The sequence below is a fragment of the Streptomyces sp. 378 genome, from assembly GCF_030124145.1.
Lineage (GTDB): Bacteria > Actinomycetota > Actinomycetes > Streptomycetales > Streptomycetaceae > Streptomyces.
Map to the genome: position 1 here is coordinate 99,911 of NZ_JASKMS010000019.1, position 23,404 is coordinate 123,314.

At 71.4% G+C, this 23,404-nt stretch carries 20 protein-coding genes; 8 read left to right on the forward strand and 12 right to left on the reverse strand.

What is annotated here, in order from left to right:
- The first annotated feature begins 70 nt into the window (after positions 1–70).
- Together QNO09_RS24620 and QNO09_RS24625 are read left to right on the forward strand one after the other, a co-directional pair.
- Positions 71–448 (forward strand): F0F1 ATP synthase subunit epsilon, encoded by a 378-nt coding sequence (locus QNO09_RS24620; protein WP_283972413.1) that lies wholly within the window; start codon positions 71–73, stop codon positions 446–448.
- 130 nt (positions 449–578) lie between these two features.
- Positions 579–1,025 carry a DUF2550 domain-containing protein gene (locus QNO09_RS24625; protein WP_031140706.1) on the forward strand — a complete coding sequence of 149 codons (447 nt, stop codon included), beginning with the start codon at positions 579–581 and terminating at the stop codon, positions 1,023–1,025.
- 99 nt (positions 1,026–1,124) lie between these two features.
- Here QNO09_RS24625 and QNO09_RS24630 read toward each other — a convergent pair whose 3' ends face one another.
- From QNO09_RS24630 to QNO09_RS24640, 3 genes are all read right to left on the reverse strand, one after another.
- Entirely contained in the window at positions 1,125–2,951 is a 1,827-nt protein-coding gene (locus QNO09_RS24630) for a glycosyl hydrolase family 18 protein (protein WP_283972414.1), read from the reverse strand.
- A 124-nt stretch (positions 2,952–3,075) separates the two neighbouring features.
- On the reverse strand, positions 3,076–3,717 hold the full coding sequence (locus QNO09_RS24635; RefSeq protein ID WP_283972415.1) for a response regulator: 642 nt from the start codon (positions 3,715–3,717) through the stop codon (positions 3,076–3,078).
- On the reverse strand, positions 3,714–4,907 hold the full coding sequence (locus QNO09_RS24640) for a sensor histidine kinase (protein ID WP_283972416.1): 1,194 nt from the start codon (positions 4,905–4,907) through the stop codon (positions 3,714–3,716). The genes QNO09_RS24635 and QNO09_RS24640 overlap by 4 nt, the downstream gene beginning before the upstream one ends.
- A 152-nt stretch (positions 4,908–5,059) precedes the next feature.
- Here QNO09_RS24640 and QNO09_RS24645 point away from each other — a divergent pair, with 152 nt between their 5' ends.
- Positions 5,060–5,638 (forward strand): hypothetical protein, encoded by a 579-nt coding sequence (locus QNO09_RS24645; RefSeq protein WP_283972417.1) that lies wholly within the window; start codon positions 5,060–5,062, stop codon positions 5,636–5,638.
- A gap of 69 nt (positions 5,639–5,707) precedes the next feature.
- Here the strand turns inward: QNO09_RS24645 and QNO09_RS24650 are convergent, their stop codons facing one another.
- Positions 5,708–6,280: a cob(I)yrinic acid a,c-diamide adenosyltransferase gene (locus tag QNO09_RS24650; RefSeq protein ID WP_283972418.1), complete on the reverse strand. Its 573-nt coding sequence runs from the start codon at positions 6,278–6,280 to the stop codon at positions 5,708–5,710.
- Between the two features lie 423 nt (positions 6,281–6,703).
- Here QNO09_RS24650 and QNO09_RS24655 point away from each other — a divergent pair, with 423 nt between their 5' ends.
- From QNO09_RS24655 to QNO09_RS24665, 3 genes are all read left to right on the forward strand, one after another.
- Complete coding sequence (locus QNO09_RS24655; RefSeq protein WP_283972419.1) at positions 6,704–7,552, forward strand: 3-hydroxyacyl-CoA dehydrogenase family protein; 849 nt, start codon at positions 6,704–6,706, stop codon at positions 7,550–7,552.
- Between the two features lie 149 nt (positions 7,553–7,701).
- Positions 7,702–8,025, forward strand: a complete 324-nt coding sequence (locus QNO09_RS24660) for an STAS domain-containing protein (protein ID WP_186284954.1) — start codon at positions 7,702–7,704, stop codon at positions 8,023–8,025.
- Positions 8,026–8,293: 268 nt separating this feature from the next.
- On the forward strand, positions 8,294–10,801 hold the full coding sequence (locus QNO09_RS24665) for an ATP-binding protein (RefSeq protein WP_283972420.1): 2,508 nt from the start codon (positions 8,294–8,296) through the stop codon (positions 10,799–10,801).
- Between the two features lie 67 nt (positions 10,802–10,868).
- Here QNO09_RS24665 and nucS read toward each other — a convergent pair whose 3' ends face one another.
- Complete coding sequence (nucS, locus tag QNO09_RS24670; protein WP_283972421.1) at positions 10,869–11,540, reverse strand: endonuclease NucS; 672 nt, start codon at positions 11,538–11,540, stop codon at positions 10,869–10,871.
- Between the two features lie 250 nt (positions 11,541–11,790).
- On the opposite strand from nucS, the gene QNO09_RS24675 reads away from it, so the two are divergent.
- Complete coding sequence (locus tag QNO09_RS24675; protein WP_030246492.1) at positions 11,791–12,183, forward strand: SCO5389 family protein; 393 nt, start codon at positions 11,791–11,793, stop codon at positions 12,181–12,183.
- Positions 12,184–12,264: 81 nt separating this feature from the next.
- Here QNO09_RS24675 and QNO09_RS24680 read toward each other — a convergent pair whose 3' ends face one another.
- Complete coding sequence (locus tag QNO09_RS24680; protein WP_283972422.1) at positions 12,265–13,293, reverse strand: LLM class flavin-dependent oxidoreductase; 1,029 nt, start codon at positions 13,291–13,293, stop codon at positions 12,265–12,267.
- Between the two features lie 268 nt (positions 13,294–13,561).
- Between QNO09_RS24680 and QNO09_RS24685 the strand changes: the two genes are divergently transcribed.
- On the forward strand, positions 13,562–13,894 hold the full coding sequence (locus QNO09_RS24685) for an Rv1322 family protein (protein ID WP_283972423.1): 333 nt from the start codon (positions 13,562–13,564) through the stop codon (positions 13,892–13,894).
- Between the two features lie 6 nt (positions 13,895–13,900).
- On the opposite strand, the gene QNO09_RS24690 is transcribed toward QNO09_RS24685, so the two are convergent.
- From QNO09_RS24690 to scy, 6 genes are all read right to left on the reverse strand, one after another.
- On the reverse strand, positions 13,901–14,779 hold the full coding sequence (locus QNO09_RS24690; RefSeq protein WP_283972424.1) for an ABC transporter permease subunit: 879 nt from the start codon (positions 14,777–14,779) through the stop codon (positions 13,901–13,903).
- Complete coding sequence (locus QNO09_RS24695; protein WP_283972425.1) at positions 14,776–16,152, reverse strand: ABC transporter ATP-binding protein; 1,377 nt, start codon at positions 16,150–16,152, stop codon at positions 14,776–14,778. Before QNO09_RS24695 ends, QNO09_RS24690 begins: the two co-directional genes overlap by 4 nt.
- A gap of 258 nt (positions 16,153–16,410) precedes the next feature.
- Positions 16,411–17,181, reverse strand: coding sequence for an ABC transporter permease (locus QNO09_RS24700; protein WP_283972426.1), 771 nt, complete (start codon positions 17,179–17,181; stop codon positions 16,411–16,413).
- 2 nt (positions 17,182–17,183) lie between these two features.
- Positions 17,184–18,152 carry an ABC transporter ATP-binding protein gene (locus tag QNO09_RS24705; protein ID WP_283972427.1) on the reverse strand — a complete coding sequence of 323 codons (969 nt, stop codon included), beginning with the start codon at positions 18,150–18,152 and terminating at the stop codon, positions 17,184–17,186.
- Positions 18,153–18,237: 85 nt separating this feature from the next.
- On the reverse strand, positions 18,238–19,173 hold the full coding sequence (locus QNO09_RS24710; RefSeq protein WP_031140747.1) for a coiled-coil domain-containing protein: 936 nt from the start codon (positions 19,171–19,173) through the stop codon (positions 18,238–18,240).
- 183 nt (positions 19,174–19,356) lie between these two features.
- Positions 19,357–23,304 carry a polarized growth protein Scy gene (gene scy / locus QNO09_RS24715; RefSeq protein ID WP_283972428.1) on the reverse strand — a complete coding sequence of 1,316 codons (3,948 nt, stop codon included), beginning with the start codon at positions 23,302–23,304 and terminating at the stop codon, positions 19,357–19,359.
- Positions 23,305–23,404: the final 100 nt, after the last annotated feature.

Genomic DNA, 23,404 nt, shown 5'->3' on the forward strand with positions numbered 1-23,404 from the left:
TCATTCACGCCTACTAGACTTGTAACCAACACCCGGCACTCCCGCCGGGTGGTGACCCGAGGAGCCACCCTTGGCTGCTGAGCTGCACGTCGCGCTGGTCGCGGCCGACCGTGAGGTCTGGTCCGGCCAGGCCACCCTGGTCGTCGCGCGCACCACGTCCGGCGACATCGGCGTCATGCCCGGTCACCAGCCGCTGCTCGGTGTGCTGGAGTCGGGCCCGGTGACCATCCGTACGAGTGAGGGCGGGACGGTCGTCGCCGCCGTGCACGGCGGATTCATCTCGTTCGCGGACGACAAGCTCTCGCTGCTGGCGGAAGTCGCCGAGCTGTCGGACGAGATCGATGTCCAGCGCGTGGAGCAGGAGCTCGAGCGCGCGAAGGCGGAGGACGACGCGGAGGCCCGGCGCCGCGCGGACGTCCGTCTGCGGGCCGCGACGGCGGCGCGCTGACACAGTCCGCCGTGTGATGACGTCACTCAGCCGCGGCTGGGTACCGGAGAGATCCGGACCCAGCCGCGGCTGAGGCGGATGTGGGTGATTTTTACGTTCCGTTACCTAGGAGACGAGGAGGTCGGTGTCGATGGTCCTCGCTCTGACTGTGTGCGGAATCGTGGTGGCCCTCGTGGTGGTGGGCCTGTTCGTCTTCGGCCTGCGCCGCCGGCTGATCCAGCGCTCGGGCGGCACCTTCGACGCCAGCCTGCGCTGGGACACCCCGGAGGAGGGCGACCGGAGCGGCAAGGGCTGGGCGTACGGGGTGGCCCGCTACAACGGTGACCGCGTCGAGTGGTACCGCGTCTTCTCGTACTCGCCGCGCCCGCGTCGCGTCCTGGAGCGTTCCGCGATCGAGGTGGCCGGCCGCCGGGTGCCGGAGGGCGAGGAGGAGCTGGCGCTGCTCTCCGACCATGTGATCCTGGCCTGTCTGCACCGGGGCACGCGTCTCGAGCTCGCGATGAGTGAAGACGCGCTGACCGGTTTCCTCGCGTGGCTCGAGGCGGCCCCGCCCGGACAGCGGGTGAATGTGGCGTAGCCGCATTCACCCGCTGGGTGGGGGTCCCCCGGGCGAAGCCTGGAGGAGCGTCAAGGTCGCCCAGGGTCTACGACCCTTCGAACTTCTCTGTGATCCGGGCTACCTCAGGCCGCTGTCGATGGCGGTCGCCAGCTCTCCGTTGGCGGTGTCGCCGCTGAACTCCCAGAAGAACGCGCCGCCCAGGCCCTGGTTCTTGGCCCAGCTCATCTTGCCCGCGATGGTCGCCGGGGTGTCGTAGGACCACCAGTTGCTGCCGCAGTGGGCGTAGGCGGTGCCGGCGATGGTGCCGGTGGCCGGGCAGGAGTTCTTCAGGATCTTGTAGTCCTCGATGCCCGCCTCGTACGTGCCGGGAGCCGCGCCGGTGGCCGATCCGCCCGGGGCGGACTGGGTGACGCCGGTCCAGCCGCGGCCGTAGAAGCCGATGCCGAGCAGCAGCTTCTTGGCCGGGACGCCCTTGGCCTTCAGCTTGGCGATCGCGTCGGCCGAGTTGAAGCCCGCCTGCGGGATCCCCGGGTAGGACGTGAGCGGGGAGTGCGGGGCGGTCGGGCCGTCCTTGTCGAAGGCGCCGAAGTAGTCGTACGTCATCACGTTGTACCAGTCGAGGTACTGAGCTGCACCGCCGTAGTCGGCCGCGTCGATCTTGCCGCCGGAGGAGCCGTCGGCGGTGATGGCCGCGGTGACCAGGTAGTTCGGGCCGAACTCGGCACGCAGGGCCTGCGAGAGGGTCCTGAAGGCCGCCGGGCCCGAGGTGTCGCAGGTCAGGCCGCAGGCGTTCGGGTACTCCCAGTCGATGTCGATGCCGTCGAAGACGTCGGCCCAGCGCGGGTCCTCCACGACGGCCTTGCAGGACTTGGCGAACGCGGCGGCGTTCTGCGCGGCCTGGCCGAAGCCGCCGGAGTAGGTCCAGCCGCCGAAGGAGTACAGCACCTTGATGTGCGGGTACTTCGCCTTCAGCTGGCGCAGCTGGTTGAAGTTGCCGCGCAGCGGCTGGTCCCAGGTGTCGGCGGTGCCGCTGACGGACTGGTCGGCGGTGTAGGCCTTGTCGTAGGCGGCGTAGGTGTCGTCGACGGTGCACTGGCCGTTCTTGACGTTACCGAAGGCGTAGTTGATGTGGGTGATCTTCGACGCCGTGCCCGAGGTCACCAGGTTCTTGACGTGGTAGTTGCGGCCGTAGACGCCCCACTCGGTGAAGTAGCCGAGCTTGACCTTGTCGCCGGTGGGCGGGGGATCGGTGGTGCCGCCGGTGGTGCGGACGCGGACGGAGCCGCTGACCGGGCCGGTCTGGTCGGCGGTGTCACGGGCCTGGACGGAGTAGGAGTAGTCGGTGCCGGAGGTGAGGCCGGTGTTGGTGTACGACGTCCCCGTCACGGTGGCGACCTTGGTGCCGTCGCGCAGGACGTCGTAGTTCTTGACGCCCTTGTCGTCGGTGGCGGCGGACCAGGACAGCTTCACCGAGGTGTCGGTGATGTCCGAGGCGGTGGGGGTGCCGGGGGCGCTCGGTGCGCTGTCGCCGGGTTCCGTGGTGCCGCCGTCGCAGCTGCCGCCGTTGAGCTCGCAGTTCGCGGGGGAGCCGGTGCCGGAGCCGTTGAAGCCGAAGGAGATCGAGGCGCCGGGGGCGAGGGTGCCGTTCCAGGACTTGTTCTTCGCGGTCCAGTGGGTGCCGGAGGAGGTGACGTCGGCGTCCCAGGCGGAGGTGACGGAGGTGCCGGAGGGGAAGTCCCACTCGACGGTCCAGGAGCTGAGGGTCGTGGTGCCGGTGTTCTTCACCGTCCACTTGCCCTCGAAGCCGGAGCCCCAGTCCTGGGTCTTGGCGTAGGAAGCGGTGGCGGACGTCGCGGCCTGGGCCGGGCTCGCCAGGCCGACGAGGCCGGCCAGCGGGAGCAACAGGGTCGCGAACCCTGCCGCGGCTCTGTGTCTGAAGCGCATGCTGCGCCTCCTTGATGGAGTTGTGGGGGGCGTGACTGAGCCTCACGCCACTCGTGGTGCGGTGAGAATAGAAAGGTCTGGACCACCGGTCAATAGGTCTGGACCACCACGGGCGGAACCGGGCTCAGATTCCCAACTCCTGAGCCAGCACCGCGGCTTGCACCCGGCTGCGCAGCCCCAGCTTCCCCAGCAGCCTGCTGACATGGGTTTTCACGGTCGCCTCGGCCATGTCGAGCCGCACCGCGATGCCTGCGTTGGACAGGCCCTCGCCGAGGCAGGCCAGCACCTCGCGCTCCCGCCGGGTCAGCTGGTCGAGCACGGCCGGATCGGCCGCGGGCTCCCGGACGGGCTTCGCCGCGAACTCCGCGATCAGCCGCCGGGTCACCGCCGGGGCGATCAGCCCCTCCCCGCGCGCGACCGTCCGCACCGCCTCCAGCAGATCCGCCGCCTCGGTGTTCTTCAGCAGGAAGCCGGACGCGCCCGCGCGCAGCGCGCCGAACACGTACTCGTCGAGGTCGAAGGTGGTCAGTACCAGCACGTCGGCGAGCCGCTCCGCGACCACCTGCCGGGTCGCCGACACCCCGTCCAGGCGCGGCATCTGAACGTCCATCAGCACCAGGTCCGGCCGCAGCTCCCGGGCCAGTGCCACCGCCTGCTCGCCGTCCGCCGCCTCGCCGACCACCTCGATGTCGGGCGCGCTGCGCAGGATGAGGACGAGCCCGGCGCGGACGGCGGACTGGTCCTCGGCGACGAGGACGCGGATCATGCGATGTCTCCTTCGACGGTGTCGTGAACGGGGAGGGTGGCGCGCACGGCCCAGATCTTCCCGTCGGGAGAGTCCTCCGGGCCGGCCTCGAAGGTGCCGTCCAGCAGGGCCACCCGTTCTCTCATGCCGACCAGACCCGCGCCGGAGCCGGGGGCGCGCGGGGCGTCCCGGTCCCCGTAGGGAGTGGTCACGCTGACGACGAGGGAGCCGTCCCGCCGGGCGAGGGACACGGTGACCCGGCCCGGGGCGGCGTGCTTGAGCGCGTTGGTCAGCGACTCCTGCACGATGCGGTAGGCGGCGAGCTCGACGGGTGTGGGCACCTCGCTCCGTTCGGCGTCGAGGGTGACGTCGAGGCCGTTGGTGCGGGCGCCCTCCACCAGCGCGCCCAGACCGTCGAGCGTGGGAGCGGCGGACGGTTCCACGTCGCCGCTGCTGTCGCGCAGGATGCCGATCAGCCGCCGCATCTCGGCGAGCCCCTCCACGCTGTTCTCGCGGATGACCACGAGCGCCTCCTGAGAGGTCTTCGGGTCGTCGAGGGACAGCGCGGCGGTGGAGTGGATGGCGATCGCGGACAGGTGGTTGGCGACCATGTCGTGCAGCTCGCGGGCCATCCGGGCACGTTCGGCGGTGACCGCCTGGGTGCGGTCCATCTCGGCGAGCAGCGCGGTCTGTTCGGCGCGCAGCCAGGCCGCCTCGGCCGCGTCGCGGTGGTTGCGCACGATCAGGCCGGTCGCGGCGGGGCCGAAGGACACGAGGCCGGTGATCACGCCGATCAGCAGCGCCTCGGGCTCGCGCCAGATCGCGAACGGCACCACCGCCGCGGCCACCGAGAGCAGCCCGGTGATCCGCGGGATGCGGTGGGCCGACGCGGGCGGGCCGTACAGGACGGCCGCGTACATCAGATCGGTGTACATCAGGATCGTGACCAGGTTGCCCTGGGTCACGGTGTCCAGGACGATTGCGGGCGTGCCGATCAGCAGAGCGGCGCGGGGAGCGCTCCGGCGCAGCAACTCGCAGCCCGCCATGACGACGAGCGGCAGCAGAAGCGGCCAGCGCCCGGGCAGGATGACGTACGCCTCGGTGTGCGGCCGGGTGGCCAGGCCGACGCCCCACAGCAGCAGCCCGCCGAGCAGACCGCCCAGCGCGACGTAGACGTCGAAACGCCGGGGACGGGGGAGTCGTACGGCCATGTCACCATCCAACACGGCCGTCGTGCCCTGCGCGTGATCCCCGCGGAGGGTCCCCGGCTGCATCCTTCGATGTACTGCGGGTTCGTCAGTCGCGACGACGACCCGGGCCGTGCCGACCGGGAGCCTGGAAGGGTGACCGAGAGGAGCGAACCGTGATCGTCGCCTTGATCGCCGTCTGCGAGATCGGCTTCTGGGTGCTGCTGGCGGCCGGCCTGGGCACCCGCTACCTGCTGCACATGCCACGGCTGGGGCTGGGCCTGCTGCTGTGCGAGCCGCTGCTGGAGGTCGTCCTGCTGGTGGCCACCGCGCTGGACCTGAAGAACGGTGCGGATCCGAACTGGACGCACGGCCTGGCCGCGCTGTACATCGGCTACACCGTCGGGCACGGCCACCGCACCGTGAAGTGGCTCGACGGCCACGCGGCCCACCGGCTGGGCGGCGCCCCGAAACCGATCGGCCCACCCCGCTACGGCATGGCCCGGGCGCGCCACGAGGGCACGGTGTGGCTGGGCACCCTCACGGCGGCCGTCGTCGCGACCGTGCTGCTCCAGCTGGCCATCTGGTACGTCGACGACCCGAGCCGCGTCACCTCGCTGGAGAGCTGGCGCTACGTGGCCTGGCGTGCGGCCGGGATCCACGGACTGGTCGCGCTGAGCTATCTGATCTGGCCGCGGAAGGCGCCGGAGGGCGAACCCGGGGCGACGATCGAGAAGCAGAGGGTGGACCGCTGAGGCCGGGAACCCGGCTTCCCGAGCGTCGTCACCGGTCGCGCAGTTCCCCGCGCCCCTTTCAGGGGCGCCTCAGCGCTCCCCGCCCGGCACCCACAGCACGTCTCCGGCCTCCTTGTTCGCGGTCCTGGCCAGGATGAACAGCAGGTCGGAGAGGCGGTTGAGATAGGTCGCCGTCAGCGGGTTCATCACCTCGCCGTGCACCTCCAGCGCCGCCCACGTGGAGCGTTCCGCCCGGCGTACGACCGTGCAGGCCTGGTGGAGCAGGGCCGCGCCGGGGGTGCCGCCGGGGAGGATGAAGGAGCGGAGCTTGTCCAGTTGTTCGTTGAAGCGGTCGCAGTCCGCCTCCAGCTTGTCGATGTAGAACTGCTCGACCCGCAGGGGTGGGAACTCGGGGTTCTCCACCACCGGCGTCGACAGGTCCGCCCCCACGTCGAAGAGGTCGTTCTGGACGCGGGTGAGGACCGTGACGACGTCCTCGTCCAGGCCGCCGAGCGCGATCGCGGTGCCGATCGCCGCGTTGGCCTCGTTGGCGTCGGCGTACGCGGAGATCCGCAGGTCGGTCTTGGCGACCCGGCTCATGTCGCCGAGGGCGGTGGTGCCCTGGTCACCGGTCCTGGTGTAGATGCGCGTCAGATTGACCATGTGGCCAATCTAGACGTTCGCGTCATGGGCTCACCTCCTCACCCTTCGGTCTCGGAGGCAAGCACTGGTACGTCGGCCTTCTGGTGGAGACCGGCACCGCCGGACCCGCGGTCTCGTCGGAGCGCGGTCGAGTCGGTATCGAGTCATCATGCGAAGCGGTCACAGGGTGTGGAGACCTCGGCGCCGGCCGGTCTGTGAAGCGCCAACCAGCGCAAACCGCAAGGAAATAGCGCTCCGACCGCTGGGGTCGCAATCCCCTCGGCTCAGGCCGCCGGGAGGATCGCCGAGTCCGTCCTGCGGGACGTGACACGGGTCTCACTCCATGAGACGTGAAACGCGTTACTAAGTCAGCCGCATGCCACCTCACGAGCGCTAGTGTCCGCCCGAGAGGCAGACAAAGCAGCGCGTCAGGGGAGTCGCACAGTGGCACGGAAGCTCGCCGTCATCGGAGCCGGCCTCATGGGATCCGGCATCGCCCAGGTGTCCGCGCAGGCGGGCTGGGAGGTGGTCCTGCGCGACGTCACCGACGAGGCGCTGACGCGGGGCACCGACGGCATCAAGGCGTCGTACGACAAGTTCGTCGCCAAGGGCAAGCTGGAGGCGCACGACGCCGACGCCGCCCTGGCCCGCATCACCGCGACCACCGACCTGGACGCCGCGGCCGACGCGGACGTGGTCGTGGAGGCCGTGTTCGAGAAGCTGGAAGTCAAGCACGAGATCTTCCGTGCGCTCGACAAGATCGTGAAGGACGAGGCGATCCTGGCCTCCAACACCTCCGCCATCCCGATCACCAAGATCGCGGCGGCGACGGAGCGCCCGGAGCGGGTCGTCGGCACGCACTTCTTCTCGCCGGTGCCGATGATGCAGCTGTGCGAACTGGTCCGCGGTTACAAGACCAGCGACGAAACCCTCGCCACGGCCCGGGAGTTCGCCGAGTCGGTCGGCAAGACCTGCATCGTCGTCAACCGCGACGTCGCCGGCTTCGTGACGACCCGTCTCATCTGCGCCCTCGTCGTCGAGGCCGCGAAGCTGCAGGAGTCGGGCGTGGCCAGCGCCGAGGACATCGACCTGGCCTGCAAGCTGGGCTTCGGGCACGCGATGGGTCCGCTGGCGACGGCGGACCTGACCGGCGTCGACATCCTGCTGCACGCCACGAACAACATCTACACCGAGTCCCAGGACGAGAAGTTCGCGGCCCCCGAGGCGATGCGCCGGATGGTTGACGCCGGTGACATCGGACGCAAGAGCGGGCAGGGCTTCTACAAGCACTGAATCCGCACATGCCCCGGCAGCATCACACGCCAGGGTGAATTCGGTATCGGTTCGCTTACAGGAAGCAACCTCTGACTCCTCCACACAGTCAGAGGTTGCATCACCCACATCGGAACGCGGAGCACGATTCGCACGCACGGGGAGCGCATATGCACATCAGGGGCGACCACGCCGAGCTGGTCGTCGGGGGCCGCCTCGACGTCCGGAGCGCGGCGGACGCCCGTACGGTCCTGCACTCGGCCGTCGACGACGGAGTCGGCGACCTGGTACTGGACCTGTCCGAACTGGACTCCTGGGACGCCACCGGACTGGGCGTGATCATGGGGGCCCACCGGCGGGCCGGCCGCTGCGGTCGGCGTCTGGTGCTGCGCGGTGTACCGCCGCAGATGCAGCGCCTGCTGGTGGCCACCCGCCTGCACCGGATCCTGGCGATCGAGGGAGGCATCGGGGTGGAGTCGCTTCCCCGGGTGTGACGCCTCGTACGGGTGTGAGCCGGGCGACCGGGGAGACCCGGACGCATGTCGTCACATCGTGCGACGCGCACAATCCTCACGAGACCGTGACGTTACGGACGGCGCGGTACCCCGGACTGTCGTAGATACTGTGCGAAGGTTTAGGGTTCGGCTGCCCGCTGCCTTGACACCCTTCGAGCGGGACCGGACCAGAAGCGACAGCGCGGTGTGCAGCAAGGCCGGGAGGGGCTTTTCCAAGCACACACACGCTTTTGGGGGGCTTTGACCTATGGATCCTGACAACCGGGGACCCGAGGAGTACGGCCACGACGGTGACGGCCCGGTGCCGCGCCAGCGCCCTCCCAGGGAATCCCTCACACCCGACTTCGCGCAGCACGCGCCGGCGCTCGCCCGCACCGTGCAGCTCGTCTCCGGCGACTTCCTGCTGACCGTCAACCCCGTGGACGGCAGCGAGATCGAGGTCTGCCCGCCCGCCGAACGGCCCGCGCGGCCCGTGAAGCTGACCGCGGCCGAGCGCGCCGAGGCCGACCGCGCGGCCCGCCCGCCCGTACCGCCCGGCCCCGCGCGTACCGCCCTGCCGTTGCTGGCCCGCCAGGACGAACGCGAGCGCCTGGTGCGCCTGCTCGCCCGCGGCCGCTCCACCCGCCTCACCGGTCCGGCCGGCTCAGGCCGGACCCGCCTGCTCGACCTCGTCGCCGAGGACTGCTCCGACCTCGCCCCCGACGGCGTCGTCCGCCTGAACGGTTTCGGCCGCACCTCCGACGACCTGCTGTACGACCTGTTCCACGTGGTGTACAACGCCCCGCTGCACCGCCCGGACCGGGACGACCTGCTCACCCACGTCCGGGACATCGGCGCGGTCGTCGTCGTCGACGACCTGGAGTTCGGCGGTGCGGCGCTCGACGAACTGCTGGAGGCGACCCCCGAGTGCGCCTTCCTGCTCGGCGCCGCCCCGGACGTGCCCGCTCCCTCAGCGGGCGCCGGCGTCGAGGAGGTCCTCCTCGGCGGGCTGGAGCGCGCGGCCGGGCTCGACCTGCTGGAGCACGCGGTGGGCCGGTCCCTCACCGAGGAAGAGTCCAACTGGGCGGGCGACCTCTGGTTCGAGTCCGAGGGCCTGCCGCTGCGCTTCGTCCAGGCCGGCGCCCTGCTGCGGCAACGTGACCGGCTGCGCGCCGGCACCGGCGCCGTCGACGAGTTCGGTGTCTTCGAGGACGCGCCCCCGGCCGACACCGCCGAGACCTACGACCTCGGCGACGACGTGCCGCTGCCCGCGCTCGGCGAGGCCGCCGCGCCCGCGCCGCTGCTCGCCTCCCGGCTGAGCGCCTCCGCCCGCGCCACGCTGCGGTTCGCGGTCGCCCTCGGCGGCGAGGTCCCGCACCAGGCGCATCTGCCCGCCCTGGTCGGTGACACCCACGCGGACGCCGCGCTCGGCGAACTGGCCTCCTGTGGCCTGGTCTCCCCGGTCGGCTCCCGCTACCGCCTCGCGGCGGGCGTGCCCGCCCAGCTGGAGGCCGCCGGATACGCCGACGAGGCCGAGGCCGGTGCCCGCAGCGCAGCCCAGCACTACTCCTGGTGGGCCGGGCACCCCTCGGTCACCCCGGAACGCGTGTGCGCCGAGGCCGACGCGATCCTCTCCGCCCTGGCCGTTCTCGCACCGGCCACCCGCCCGCCCGCCGAGGGCGAGGAGAGCGCGGCCGTGCACCTGGCCCGCACCGCCGCCCCCGCGTTCGCCGCCGGACTGCACTGGAGCGCCTGGGAGCGGGTCCTGCGGGCCGGTGCCGAGGCCGCCCGGCTCGCCGGGGACGTCGCCGAGGAGGCCTATTTCCACCACGAGCTCGGCGTCCTCGCCCTGTGCGGGGGGCAGCTCGACCGGGCCCGCGCCGAACTGGAGGCCTCCATCGGCCTGCGCGGCGCCCTCGCCGACAAGCGCGGCACCGTCGCCGGCCGCCGCGCCCTCGCCCTGGTCGCCGACCGCTCGGGCACACCGCTCGGGCTCGGCCCGACCGCGGGGGAGGAGGTGCCCGACGCCCGCGGCGAGGAGTCGGCGTCCCCGCCCGGCGGTGTCCCGGCGGCCTTCCCCACGCTCCAGCCGCCGGCCTCGCCGGCCCTGGTCACCCACCGCAGCTCGCCCGCGCCCTCGCGGGCGGCCCGCGGCGGCCTCAAGGGCCTGGCCCGGCGCAACCTCGTGTCCGCCGGTGCCGGAGCCCTGCTCGTCGCCGTCCTGGGCACGGTGGTGACGCTCGGCGCCACCTCCGGAAACGAGCAGAACCCGCCGTCGGACCAGGTGGGAGTCAACCCGTCCGCCAGCCAGGACGTCGGTGACGGCAGCCTGGGTGCCGATCCGGCGGCCAACGACGACGGCGGCGGCGACACCGGTGCGGCGACCAGCCGCCCGACGGACCCCGGCCCGGACGGCACACTCGGCACGTCGGACGACCCGACGCCGACGGACACCCCGAGCGGTTCGCGGGACCCGAGCGGCTCCGCGTCACCGTCGAAGTCGCCGTCGTCCTCGAAGCCGCCGTCCACATCGAAGCCGCCCACGACGTCCAAGCCCCCCGCGACGTCGAAGCCGCCGACGTCCACGCCTCCGACGTCCGAGCCGCCGACCTCGCAGCCGCCCACCTCCGAGCCGCCCACCTCGGAGCCGCCGACGACCAGTCCGTCCACCTCCGACTCGGCCAGCGGCCCGGCGCCGAGCGCTCCCACGAGCACCACGGCGAGCGCGTCGCAGAGCGCCACCGGGACGCCGAGCGGCTCGGAGACGGTGATCTGACACCCCTACGGACAGCAGGGCCGGGTCCGCGCAACGGACCCGGCCCTGCTCGTCGTCGTACGGGCTGTCAGAACAGCCGCAGCTTGTCGTCCTCGATGCCCCGCAGCGCGTTGTAGTCGAGGACCTGGCAGCCGATGCCGCGGTCCGTCGCGAGAACGCGCGCCTGGGGCTTGATCTCCTGGGCCGCGAAGACGCCGCGCACCGGGGCGAGATGGGGGTCGCGGTTCAGCAGCTCCAGATAGCGGGTGAGCTGCTCCACGCCGTCGATCTCACCGCGCCGCTTGATCTCCACCGCGACGGTCTTGCCGTCGGCGTCCCGGCACAGGATGTCGACCGGCCCGATGGCCGTCGGGTACTCGCGGCGGATCAGCGTGTAGCCCTCGCCGAGTGTCTCGATGCGGTCGGCGAGCAGCTCCTGGAGGTGTGCTTCCACGCCGTCCTTGATCAGGCCGGGATCGACGCCCAGTTCGTGCGAGGAGTCGTGAAGGACTTCCTCCATCGTGATGATGAGCTTCTCACCCGCCTTGTTGACGACGGTCCAGACGCCTTCTCCCTCGCCGGTGCCCTCCTTCAGGGTGCACGGCGGCGACATCCAGTTCAGGGGCTTGTAGGCCCGGTCGTCGGCATGGATCGAGACGCTGCCGTCCGCCTTCACCAGGATCAGGCGCGGGGCCGAGGGAAGGTGGGCGGTGAGCCGCCCGGCGTAGTCCACGGAGCAGCGGGCAATGACGAGACGCATGGTCGGCAACGCTACTCGACGGGCACCTGTCCACGCGATTCGCCCTGGAAAACACGTGTTCAGTAATGGCCGATTGTGTGCATGGTGTGCTCACCGGGAGTGTCTCATCTGCGCATTTTCCTGGTGCCGTCACCGTCCGTTGCTTACCGTAGGAACGGGGTCGCGGTGCGTGTACGCAGCGTGTCCGGTATCGCGAACTCCCCTATCTGTCAGGCAACCCCTGCTCGTTGGGGGTGCGAGAGGAGAACTCATGTCGCTCGACGTCTCACCGGCCCTACTCGAACAGGCCGAGCGAGGCGAGGTCGACGAAGCGGAATTCGTCGACTGCGTCCGGACCTCCCTGCCCTATGCGTGGGAGATGATCAGCTCCCTGGTGGCCCAGCTGAAGGTGGACGGCGGTGCGTTCGCCGACAACCAGACGCCTCCGCCGGACGAGCAGGCACGCGGCCAGCTGCTGCGTGCGCTTGCGAGTGACGCGATACGCGGCGCGCTGCAGCGGCACTTCGGTGTGCGTCTGGCCTTCCAGAACTGCCACCGGGTAGCCGTGTTCCCGCTTGACTCCTCGGTCGACGAGAAGCTGGGTCGTTTCACCTCGGTCCGCAGTCAGGTGCTGAACCAGTCACCTGAGTTCCGGGACTGCTGACGTACCGCTTGCTTGCCGCTCCGTACGCGGGAGGTGCAGTTCTGTACCGGAGCGGCAAGCCCCCAGGAATCCATGGCGCCCTCAGACGAGTTGGGGGAGCACCTCGGCGCCCAGCCGCCGCACGTTCTCCTCGGTCGCCGCCAGGTCTCCGGAGCCCTCGACGAGCAGCGCGAAGCGGGAGATGCCCGTCCGCTCGCTGGTCGCCGCCAGCCGGTCCGCGCACAGCCGCGGTGTGCCCACCGGGTGCAGCCCGCAGAGCAGTTCGGTGTACGCCAGCGGGTCACGCATCCGGCGCGTGCGCCCGTCGACCGTGACATGCGCCTCCAGGCCCTGCTTCAGCCAGCCCGGCATGGCCTTCATCAGCGTCTCCGCCGCGTCGACCCGCCGGTCCGCGATCTGGCAGACGCCGGCCGACACATGGGACGCGCCGTGGATCTCCTGCGCCGAGCGTCCGCTCGCGCGCGCGTGCTGCCGCCACAGCGCGATCATCTCGGCCTTCTCCTCGTCCCCCACATGCATGCCGAGCAGCATCGACAGACCTCGCTCGGCGGCCAGCCGCACGCTCGCCGGTGAGGTGCAGGCGACGACGAGCTCGGGGCCCGGTCCTTCCGTCAGGGCCTCCGACGGCCGCGGCACCACCGGGACCGCACGGAAGCGGAAGCGCTCCCCGTCGGCGGCCACGGACGAATCGCGCAGCCACCGCACCAGAAGCTCCAGGGATTCCGGGAACCCCTTCTCGTACGCCTCCAGACCCGCCCCGAACACCTCCAGGTCGACCCAGGGGCCGCCGCGCCCGACGCCCAGCGTGAAACGGCCGCCGCTCGTGTGGTGCAGCAACGCGGCCTGTTCGCCGAGGGCCACCGGGTGGACGGTGGGCAGGACGCTGACCGCCGTCCCGACCCGGATGCGGCGGGTGCGGCCCAGCAGCAGAGCGGCCAGGGTGATGGCCGACGGACACGTGCCGTACGGCACGAAGTGGTGCTCGGCCAGCCAGACCGTGTCGAGCCCGGCCTCCTCGGCCACCTCGGCCGAACGGACCGCCCGGTGCAGTGCCTCCCCCTCGCCCTGGCCGGGGAACTGGGCCGCCAACACGAAACTTCCAACGCGCATTGCTTTCCTGCTTCCTTGGCTCCGACACGGAGCTCCCCAGCACGACATAACCGCCTGACACGTGCCGAGGACACGGCCGGGCGGAGTATTTTGCGGATTGTCTGCAGAATGGGGCGTTCCGCCGGGAGTCCGGGGGAGGGCAGCCGGAGGGGCGGCCCGCCCCGTCCGCGAGGGACTTGTGGCGTATTGGTGCCGTACGGGTACCCTCGTGCGCTCCGCGTAGGCTGGGCGCGGCCCCTGTTTCCTGTATAGCCCCGAGAGGTGTCCCGTGTCCCCGCGTCGCAACCGACCCAAGGACGCCGCTTCGTTCGGCCGGAGCGCCGAGGACGACCGTCCGGGCCGCTACGGCGGCTGGCAGTCCTCGGAGAACTGGCAGGGCGAGAACTGGAGTGTGCGGCACGTGGCCGGCGCGAGCGCGCAGGGCAAGACGTACCGCTGTCCCGGCTGCGACCAGATGATCCCGGACGGGGTGCCGCACGTGGTGGCCTGGTCGGAGCACACGGGCGTCGACGACAGACGGCACTGGCACAAGGCCTGCTGGAACGCGCGGGACCGCCGCACCCCCGGGGTGCGGCGGTCCCGTAACGCGCCGAGGTTCTGACGGAACTCAGACGTCCCGCTTCTCCAGCAGGGCGAAGGCGCCCGCGAACGCCACGGCCGTGACGCCGAGGATGATCCACAGCGGGTCCCAGCCGGAAGGGCCCGACTCGCTCAGGGAGTTGGCGTAGAAGACGCTCAGCTGGTTCGGGATCGAGTACTCGAACAGGGCGTCGCGCACCTTCTGCAGTGATTCCGAGAACATGAACAGCGCGATCACCAGCGGGGCCAGCACGGCACCGATCATGATGGTGATGGCGCCCGCCGAGTGCCGGATGATCGAGCCGATGAGCAGCGAGAGCAGGCCCAGCAGCGCGATGTAGAGCGCGATGCCGACCGTGCCCTTCATCCACTCACCGCCGGAGGGGGACTTGGCTCCTTCGCCATCCAGCATGGCCACGTGCAGGAAGGCCACGAGCGACGCGGACACGAGTGTCACCACGAAAGCGACCAGGAAGAACACCACTGCCTTCGCCGCCAGCACCCGGCCGCGGCTCGGGCAGGCGACCATCGTGGTGCGGATCATGCCGGTGCCGTACTCCGAGGCCGTGGTCAGCACACCCAGCGTGATGATGCACATACTGCCGAGCAGGAGTCCGAAGAAGCCCAGTCCGAGCGGGCTCTGGCCGTCCAGAGCCGGGTCGGAGTTCGCCACCACCGCGCCGGTCAGCAGACCGATGCCGACGACGAGCAGGACGAACACGCCGAGCGTCCACATCGTGGAGCGCACCGACCTGATCTTCGTCCACTCGGAGGCGATGGCGTTCCCCAGGTGGGTGCGCACGACCGGGATGGGCGAGGTGTAGCCCTGGCCGGGGTGGGGGGCGGAACCGGGCGCCGGCTGCCAGGCGGGCGCGGCCTGCGGCATCTGGGACTGGGGGCTGCTCATCGGGCGTCCTCGGGCTTGGTCAGGTCGGAGGTCGGGGCGGCGGCGGGCCGCGCGGGTGCCGAGGTGGCCGGCGGGGCGGCGGGCACCTGCGGCGCGGACGGGGCCGAGCCCTGCGGCGTGGACGGGGACCCGGCGGTGGCCGCCTGGCTCGCGGCGGCCTGCGGGGCGCTCTGCGGTGCCTGAGGCGCCTCAGGCGCGGGCTGGGCGTACGGGTTGGGTGTTCCCGCGCCGGGGGCGCTCGGAGCGGCGCCGGGGGCGCTCGGGACCTGGGGCATCCCCGGGGCGCCGTACGGGCCCGTCGGGGCCTGGCCCGGTGCACCCTGCGGCGGCGCGAACGGCCGGCCGCCCTGCTGGGGCGGCGGCGGGGCGTACCAACCCGCCTGGCCCTGTCCGGGCACCGGCATCGGCGGCTGCGCGCCGGGCGGCAGCGGCTGCTGGAGCCCTTCCTTCTGGTCGATCGTCGAGCGGTAGTCGACGGCGCCCTGCGTCATCCGCATGTACGCCTCTTCCAGGGAAGCCTGGTGCGGCGACAGCTCCCACAGCCGTACGTCGTGGTCGTGCGCGATGTCGCTGATGCGCGGCAGGGCCAGTCCCGTCACGCGCAGAGCGCCGTCCTGCTCGGGCATCACGTGCCCGCCCGACTCGGTCAGCGCGGCCGACAGCTTCTCGCGCTGCTGCGGCTCGGTGTCGGGCGTCCGCACCCGCGCGAAGTCCGCGGAGTTCGCCGAGATGAAGGCGGTCACACTCATGTCCGCGAGCAACTGACCGCGCCCGATGACGATGAGGTGGTCGGCGGTCAGCGCCATCTCGCTCATCAGGTGGGAGGAGACGAAGACCGTGCGGCCCTCCGCCGCCAGGGCCTTCATCAGATTGCGGACCCAGAGGATGCCCTCGGGGTCGAGGCCGTTGACCGGCTCGTCGAACAGCAGCACCTGGGGGTCGCCGAGCAGTGCCGCGGCGATGCCGAGCCGCTGCCCCATGCCGAGGGAGAAACCCTTGGACCGCTTCCTGGCCACGTCCTGCAGACCGACGACCCCGAGCACCTCGTCCACCCGCCGGGCCGGGATGCCCGACAGCTGGGCCAGGGACAGCAGATGGTTACGGGCGGACCTGCCTCCGTGCACCGCCTTGGCGTCCAGCAGCGCGCCGACCTGGCGGGCGGCGTTGGGCAGCCTGCGGTACGGGTAGCCGCCGATCGTCACATGCCCGGCCGTCGGGTTGTCCAGGCCGAGGATCATCCGCATCGTCGTCGACTTGCCCGAGCCGTTCGGCCCGAGGAAGCCGGTGACGGCTCCGGGCCGCACCTGGAAGGAAAGGTTGTACACAGCGGTCTTGTCGCCGTAGCGCTTCGTCAGGCCGACTGCTTCGATCATGCTCCGCACCCATCGCAAGGTTCAGGACAGCGGGGCACACGCCCCCGTAAGGGTTAGGAGGATATCGAGGCGCTGACGGTTCCGCCCAAGAGGAGGTAAAAGACCGGGCCAAGCCTGTCCGCCCGGGTCATGTCCGGACAATTTCCGCCTGCCCTCGACACCCGGCACGGTCTCCCCAAGCTCCGGAACACCCCCGTGACGCCGCGGGTCCCGCCCTCCGGGCGGAGGACGGGACCCGCGCGAGAACACGTCCCAGGCCTAGGCGTCGCGCTTCCTCAGCAGCACGTAGCCGCCGATGAGTGCCGCGAGCACCCACAGACCCATGATCCCGAGGCCTCCCCAGGGCCCGTACGGGGTGTCGTCGTCGATCGGCGTGACCACCTGCATGATCTTGCTGCCGGCCTGGTCCGGAAGGAATTGGCCGACCTTCTTCGTCGCGTCGACGTTGCCCAGGATGCTGGAGATCAGGAAGAAGAACGGCATCAGGATGCCCAGCGACAGCATCGGCGAGCGCAGCATCGCGGCGACACCCATGGAGAACATGGCGATCAGCGCCATGTAGAGGCCGCCACCGATCACCGCCCGCAGCACCCCCGGGTCGCCGATCTCCGCCCGGTGCGAGCCCAGCATCGCCTGGCCCAGAAAGAAGGCGGCGAAGCTGGTGACGAGGCCGACCAGCAGGGCGAGCGCCGACGCGACCGCGATCTTGCTGAACAGGAAGGAGCCGCGTCGCGGCACCGCGGCCAGCGAGGTGCGGATCATTCCGGTGCTGTACTCGTTCGACACGACCAGCACACCGAAGACGATCATCGCAAGCTGGCCGAGACTCATCCCCGCGAAACTGATGAACGTCGGGTCGAACTCCGCCCGGTCCCGCGCGTTCATCGAGTCGAACTCGTTCTTCGACAGTGCCGAGATCAGCATGCCGAGGGCGATCGTCACGACCACCACCAGCGAGAGCGTCCACACCGTGGACGCCACCGACCGGATCTTGGTCCACTCCGACCGTACGACCTGTGCCGTCGCCATGTTCAGCCCCTCTTCCAGCCGTCGCCCCACTGCTGCCGCGGTGGCTCGGGGCTCGCCCCGCCGGTTTCGCTGTGCGCGTGATACTCCACCGACTCCGCCGTCAGCCGCATGAACGCCTCCTCCAGGGACGCCTGTTGCGGGCTCAGTTCGTGCAGCGTGATCCGATGCTGCGCCGCCACCTCACCGATCTGCTCCGCCTTGCCGCCGTCCACCTCCAGCACTCCCTCGCCGCTCTCCACGGCCACGATTCCCGCCTGGTGCAGCACATCGAGCAGCCGCTCCCGCTGCGGACTGCGGACTCGGACGTACGACCGCGAGTTGCGGTCGATGAAGTCCGCCATGGAGGTGTCCGCGAGCAGCCGGCCCTGACCGATGACGACGAGGTGATCGGCCGTCAGTGCCATCTCACTCATCAGGTGGGAGGAGACGAACACGGTCCGGCCCTGTGCGGCGAGCGACTTCATCAGGGTGCGGACCCAGTGGATGCCCTCGGGGTCCAGGCCGTTGACCGGCTCGTCGAACATCAGGATCCGCGGATCGCCGAGGAGCGCGGCCGCGATGCCGAGCCGCTGCCCCATGCCCATCGAGAAGCCCTTGGTCTTCTTCTTGGCGACCGACGTCAGCCCGACGGTCTCCAGCACGTCCCGCACCCGACTGCTCGGAATGCCGTTGCTCTGCGCGAGGCACAGCAGATGGTTGTAGGCGGTGCGCCCGCCGTGCCAGGCCTTGGCCTCCAGCAGGGCGCCGATGTAGGTGAGGGGGTCCTTGAGCTGGTGGTAGTGCTTGCCGTCGATACGGACGTCGCCGGCGGTCGGGTGGTCGAGACCGAGGACCATCCGCATGGTCGTCGACTTGCCCGCCCCGTTGGGCCCGAGGAAGCCGGTGACGATCCCCGGTCTCACGGTGAAGGACAGGTTGTTGACCGCCACCTTCTCGCCGTACCGCTTGGTCAGCCCCTCCAACTCAATCATGCCGCCACGCTAGAGCGTCACAAAGCCCTCTGCCACCCGAGCGGCAGAGGGCTTTGCGGAGGTTCAGACTCCGTATGCCGGGCTGTTACCGGGACTGCTGCGCCGGAACCCCACGGGAGATCGGCTCGTCCTCGGCCGGCGTACCGGCGGCGGCCACCGCGGCGCCCGTGAGCGTCGCGAGCATCTCGCGGACGTTCGTCAGCTGGGCGTTGATGCTGTCGCGGCGGTTGGTGAGGGCGGCCAGCTCGCGCTCGGATTCCGAACGGATACGGTCGGCCTTGGCGTTGGCGTCGGCCACGATGTCCTCGGCCTGGCGCTGAGCCGTCTCCACCGTCTGACGGGCGCGGCGCTCGGCGTCCGTGCGCAGCTTCTCGGCCTCCAGACGCAGCTGCTCGGCGCGGTGCTCGATCTCGGCGAGGCGCTTCTCGGCCTTGGCCTGACGGGAGGCCAGGTCGCGCTCGGACTGCTCGCGGCGCTTGGCGAGGTTCGTCTCGAAGTCGGCGGCGGCCTGAGCGGCCTTCGCGCGGGTCTCCTCGAAGAGGGCGTCCGCCTCCTCACGCTTGGACTGCGCGTCCTTCTGCGCCTCGGAACGCAGCTGGGAGGCGTCGCTCTTGGCCTTCTCGACGATCCGCAGGCCCTCGTCCTCGGCCTTCGCCTTGCGCTCCGCGGAGTACGACTCGGCGTCGTTGCGCACCTGCTGGGCCGCCGACTCGGCGAGTTCGCGGTGCTGCTCGGCGGCGCGCCGGGCCTCCTCGCGCAGGTCCTTCGCCTCCTCCTCGGCGAGGCGGAGGATCTTCTCCACGCGCGCACCGAGACCCGCGTACGACGGCTCGGCGTCGGTGATCTGGGCCTGGGCGTTCTGCGTTTCGAGGTGGAGCTCCTCGATGCGCTTTTCCAGAGCGGTGATGCGGGCGAGAGCGCTGTCACGGTCGGAGACGAGCTTGGAGATACGTTCGTCCACCTGAGCGCGGTCGTACCCACGCCGCACAAGCTCGAAGCCGTAGGGGGAAGTGTCGCTCATGGGGTTCCTGTCGAATGAGACCGGTGAGGTGATAGGTGGAATCCTAGGGGCCGAAACGGTGTGTCATCGAGCGGATGCGCGTTTGATCTGGAAAATGACACCCCTTTTGGGTGGCTAACCCCCGGACTGCTTGCCAAAGACTTGGTCAAAGGCCCCAGCACACACCGGATTCGCCCCGTTTGGCTAGCTATCCGAAGACTTGCCACCCGAACGGGGTGCGCCGACCGTCGCGCCGGCCTTGACTCCGCCGTCCTTGCCCGAGGAGGGGGCCTCGAAGGATTCCAACGCCTCCAGGACGTCCTGGACACGGGAGATCTCGGCGTTGATGTCCTCACGGCGGCGGACCAGGACCTCCAGCTCGCGCTTGCCCTCCTCGACCGTGCGCTTGGCCTCGCGGATCGCCTCGGCCTTGAGCTCCTCGGCCTCCCGGACCAGCGTGGACTTCTTCTGCTCGGCCTCCTTGAGCAGCCCCTCCGCCTTCTTCACCGCGGCGATACGGACCTTGCCCGCCTCGGAGTTCGCCTCCGAGACGATCTCCTTGGCCTTGGCCTGCGCCTTCGCCAGCTGCTCCTCGGCCGCCTTGACGAGCGCGTCGCACCGGTCGCCCGCCGACTTCATCGTCTCGGCCGACTCGCGACGGGCCCGCTCGTGCAGCTCCTCGATCTCCGAGGTGATGCGGTCGCGCAGCTCCTCGGCGCGCTCCCTTATCTGCGTGGCGTCCCGGCGCGCGCCGACCAGCAACTCGTCCGCGTCCGTACGGGCCTTCTCCACCAGCAGGTTGCCCTCGACCGTCGCCTCGGACACCAGCCGGTCGGCCTCGGTGCGGGCCGCGCCCACCATCGTGTCGGCCTGCGACTCGGCCTCCGCCGTGGTCTTGTGCGCCTGCTGCTGCGCCTCGGTCAGCAGCTTGTCCGCCTCGGCCGTGGTCTCCGTGATGAGCGTGTCGACCTGCTCGGCCGCCTCGGAACGCCGCTTGTTGGCGTCCTTGCGGGCCTCGTCCAGTGTGCGGTCGGCCTCCTCGCGCGCCGTGCTGACCAGCCGCTCCGCCTCGGCCTCCGCCTCCGACTTGACGCGCTGGGCCTCGTTGCGGATCCGCTCCGCGTGTTGCTGCGCCGAACCGACCGTCTCGGCGGCCTCGGCCCGCAGCCGCTCCGCCTCGCCGGTGGCCTCCCCGACCAGCTGCTCGGCCTGGGCGACCGACTCCGCCCGCACCCGCTCGGCCTCGGTGGCCGCCTCGGAGCGGACGCGCTCGGCCTCGGAGATCGCCTCCGTACGGACCCGCTCGGCCTCGGCGACCGTGTCCATCCGGAGCCGGTCCGTCTCCTGGATCGTCTCCGTCGTGAGCCGCTCCGCCTCGTTGCGCGCCTCGGTGATGAGGGTGTCCGCCTGCGTCGCCGCGTCCGACCGGATGCGGTTGGCGTCCTCCCGGGCGTCCGCCCTGGTGCGCGAGGCGCTCTGCTCGGCCTCGGCGATCGCGTCCGACGCCTCCGTGCGCACCCGCTGGGCGTGCTCGGCGACGTCCGTGCGGATCCGCTCCGCCTCCGCCATCGCCTCGGACATCGTCCGCTCGGCGAGCGCCTTGGCGGCCTCGGACTCCTCGTGCGCCTCGCGCCGCAGCCGGCCCGCGTCCTCGCTCGCCCGCTCCCGCTCGGCGTAGGCGTCGGAGCGGACCCGGTCCGCCTCCTCCTGGGCCTCGCGGCGCGTACGGTCCGCCGCGTGCTCGGCGGCGGAACGCAGACCGGTGATCTCCTCCTGGGCCTGCTCGTGCAGCCCCGCGACGGAGTCCCGGACCTGCTGGGCGTGCTGCTCGGCCGCCGACACCATCTCCGTGGCGCGACGGTCGGCCTCCTCGACCAGCCGTACGGCCTCGGTCTGTGCGTCCTCCACGCGCTTGCGCGCCGAGGCCAGCAGCTCCTCGCTCTGCTCGCGGGCCCGCTCACGCTCCTGGTCGGCCTCCTGGCGGGCGCTGCCGAGGAGTTCCTCGGCCTCGCGGCGGCGCCGGTTGGCCTCCTCCTGGGCGGCGGCCAGCGTCTCGGACGCCTCCGCGGCGAGCCGCTCGGCGGCGGCCTGCGCCTCCGCGCGCATGCGGTCGGCGCTCTCCTGCGCCTCCGACTTCAGCCGCTCGGCCTCGTTCGCCGCCTCCGAGCGCAGCCGTACGGCGACGGCCTCGCCCTCGGCCCGCGCCGCGGACGCGTCCGACGCGGCCTCGTCGCGCAGCCGTTCGGCCTCCGTCTCGGCCTGCTGCCGGAGCGTACGGATCCGCTCGGCGGCCTCGGCCCGCAGCCGCTCGTTCTCCTCGGCGGCCTCGCGGCGGATCCGCGTGGCCTCCTCACGGGCGTCCGACAGCGCCTGCTCGGCGGCCGTCAGCCGCTCCTCGGCCTCCGTCTGGAGCCGCGTCAGCTCCTCGGCGGCCTCGGTGCGACGGGCCTCCAGGGCCCGCTCGGTCTCCTCGTGCAGCTCCCGCGCCGCGCGCTCGGCGTCCTGCTTGAGCGCCTCGGCCTGCTCGACGACCTCCTCGCGGTGCCGCTCGGCCTCCTGCCGGGTGCGCTGGAGCGTCTCCTCGGCCTGCCGGCGCAGCGTCGTCGCCCGCTCGATGGCCTCGGTGCGGACCTTCTCGCTGTCCGCCTGGGCCGTCGTCCGCAGCTCGTCCGCGTCCGCCTTGGCTTTGGCGAGCAGCTCCTCGGCGGACTTCGCCGCCTCCTCGATCTGCGCCACGGCCTCCTTGCGGGCCTCGGCGCGGATCTTCTCGCCCTCGTCGACCGCGTCCGCCCGCAGCTGCTCGGCCTCGCCGCGCAGCCGGCGGGCCTCCTCCTGCAGCTCGACCGTCTTGGCGCGGTACTCCTTGGTGTCGTCCTTCGCCGCGCCCTTGAGCTGCTCGGCGATGTCGTGCGCCTCGGCCCGCAGCCGGTCCGCCTCCGCCTCGGCCTCCGAGCGGATCCGCTCGGCCTCCTCGGCCGCGGCCTTCGTGGTCTTCTTGGCGTCCTCCGACGCCTTGTTGAGGACCTCCTCGGCGGTCCTGGCCGCCTTCGACAGCTGGGTCGCGGTCTCCTCGGCGGTGAGCGTGCGGGCCTTCTCGGAGGCCTCCGCGACGATCTCCTCGGCCTCGGCGCGGGCGTCGGCGACCAGCTGCTCGGCCTCGGACTTGGTGTTCTCGGCCTCCTTGGTGGCCTCCTCGACCAGCCGGGCGACCTGCTCCTTGGCGGTGCGCGTACGGGTCTCGTTCGCGGACTCGGCGCTCGACAGCGCCTTGGCGGCGGCTTCCTTGGCCTCGGAGAGCAGCTTCTCCGACTCGGTCTGCGCCTTGCGCAGCGCCTCCTCGGCCTCGGCCATCCGCTGCTCGGCGGCCCGGCTCAGCTCCTGGGCCTCGCGGCGCGCCGACTCCGACTCCGAGACGGTGGACGTACGCAGCTGCTCCGCGTGGTCGGTGGCCTCCTGCGCCTGCGTGGAGGCGGCGTTGAGCAGGCGCTCGGCGTCCGTACGGGCGCGGCGCAGGATCTGCTCGGCCTCGGCTCGGGCCTCCTCGGCCGCGTTCGTCAGCCGCTGCCGCGCCTCGGTCGCCAGCCGCTCGGCCTCCGCGCGGGCGGTGGCCAGGGCCTGCTCGGCCTCGGCCCGGGACTCCTCCAGCAGCCGGCGGGCCTGCTGCTCGGTGCGGGCCCGCAGCTGCTCGGCCCACGCCACGTTCTCGTTGACGTGCGACTCGACCGTCTGGCGGCGTTCGGCCAGCTCCTGGTCCAGCTGCTGGCGGCGGGTCACCGCCTCCTGGTGCAGCTCGGCCTGGAGCCGGGCCGCCTGCTCGGCGTGCTCCTGGAGGATCCGCTGCGTCTGCGCCCGGGCCTCGCTCAGCTCGCGGTCGGCGTCCGCGCGGATCTGCTCGGCCTGCATCTGCGCGTTGCGCAGCAACTGCTCGGCCTGCCAGCCGATGTCGCCCCCCTCGAAGGAGGGCCGGGACATGATGGTGCGCCGCGCCTCGTGCAGCTTGGCGCGCAGCACCTCGACCTGGTAGCCGAGGTCCTCGGCGTGCTGGATCGCCTTTTCCCGCTCGGTCTTCAGCCGCTTCATCTCGGCTTCGAACCGAGAGAGGTGGTCGACGTCAGCCGCCGGCTCTCGCTCCTGGCTCTCGTAGCCCCGCACTGCGCGGTCCCATCCGTCCCCTGGTCGCAACTCTTTCCGAACGAGCTCCGTCCATCCGCCGGACGGGGCCCCCGGGGAATGGTGTCAGATCATCGGCGGA

Bases quoted from the DNA above. Each gene is read 5' to 3' on its own strand.
- QNO09_RS24625 (WP_031140706.1), top strand. From the start codon at position 579: ATGGTCCTCGCTCTGACTGTGTGCGGAATCGTGGTGGCCCTCGTGGTG.
- QNO09_RS24630 (WP_283972414.1), bottom strand. From the start codon at position 2,951: ATGCGCTTCAGACACAGAGCCGCGGCAGGGTTCGCGACCCTGTTGCTC.
- QNO09_RS24635 (WP_283972415.1), bottom strand. From the start codon at position 3,717: ATGATCCGCGTCCTCGTCGCCGAGGACCAGTCCGCCGTCCGCGCCGGG.
- QNO09_RS24640 (WP_283972416.1), bottom strand. From the start codon at position 4,907: ATGGCCGTACGACTCCCCCGTCCCCGGCGTTTCGACGTCTACGTCGCG.
- QNO09_RS24650 (WP_283972418.1), bottom strand. From the start codon at position 6,280: ATGGTCAATCTGACGCGCATCTACACCAGGACCGGTGACCAGGGCACC.
- QNO09_RS24660 (WP_186284954.1), top strand. From the start codon at position 7,702: ATGCACATCAGGGGCGACCACGCCGAGCTGGTCGTCGGGGGCCGCCTC.
- QNO09_RS24665 (WP_283972420.1), top strand. From the start codon at position 8,294: ATGGATCCTGACAACCGGGGACCCGAGGAGTACGGCCACGACGGTGAC.
- nucS (WP_283972421.1), bottom strand. From the start codon at position 11,540: ATGCGTCTCGTCATTGCCCGCTGCTCCGTGGACTACGCCGGGCGGCTC.
- QNO09_RS24675 (WP_030246492.1), top strand. From the start codon at position 11,791: ATGTCGCTCGACGTCTCACCGGCCCTACTCGAACAGGCCGAGCGAGGC.
- QNO09_RS24680 (WP_283972422.1), bottom strand. From the start codon at position 13,293: ATGCGCGTTGGAAGTTTCGTGTTGGCGGCCCAGTTCCCCGGCCAGGGC.
- QNO09_RS24690 (WP_283972424.1), bottom strand. From the start codon at position 14,779: ATGAGCAGCCCCCAGTCCCAGATGCCGCAGGCCGCGCCCGCCTGGCAG.
- QNO09_RS24695 (WP_283972425.1), bottom strand. From the start codon at position 16,152: ATGATCGAAGCAGTCGGCCTGACGAAGCGCTACGGCGACAAGACCGCT.
- QNO09_RS24700 (WP_283972426.1), bottom strand. From the start codon at position 17,181: ATGGCGACGGCACAGGTCGTACGGTCGGAGTGGACCAAGATCCGGTCG.
- QNO09_RS24705 (WP_283972427.1), bottom strand. From the start codon at position 18,152: ATGATTGAGTTGGAGGGGCTGACCAAGCGGTACGGCGAGAAGGTGGCG.
- QNO09_RS24710 (WP_031140747.1), bottom strand. From the start codon at position 19,173: ATGAGCGACACTTCCCCCTACGGCTTCGAGCTTGTGCGGCGTGGGTAC.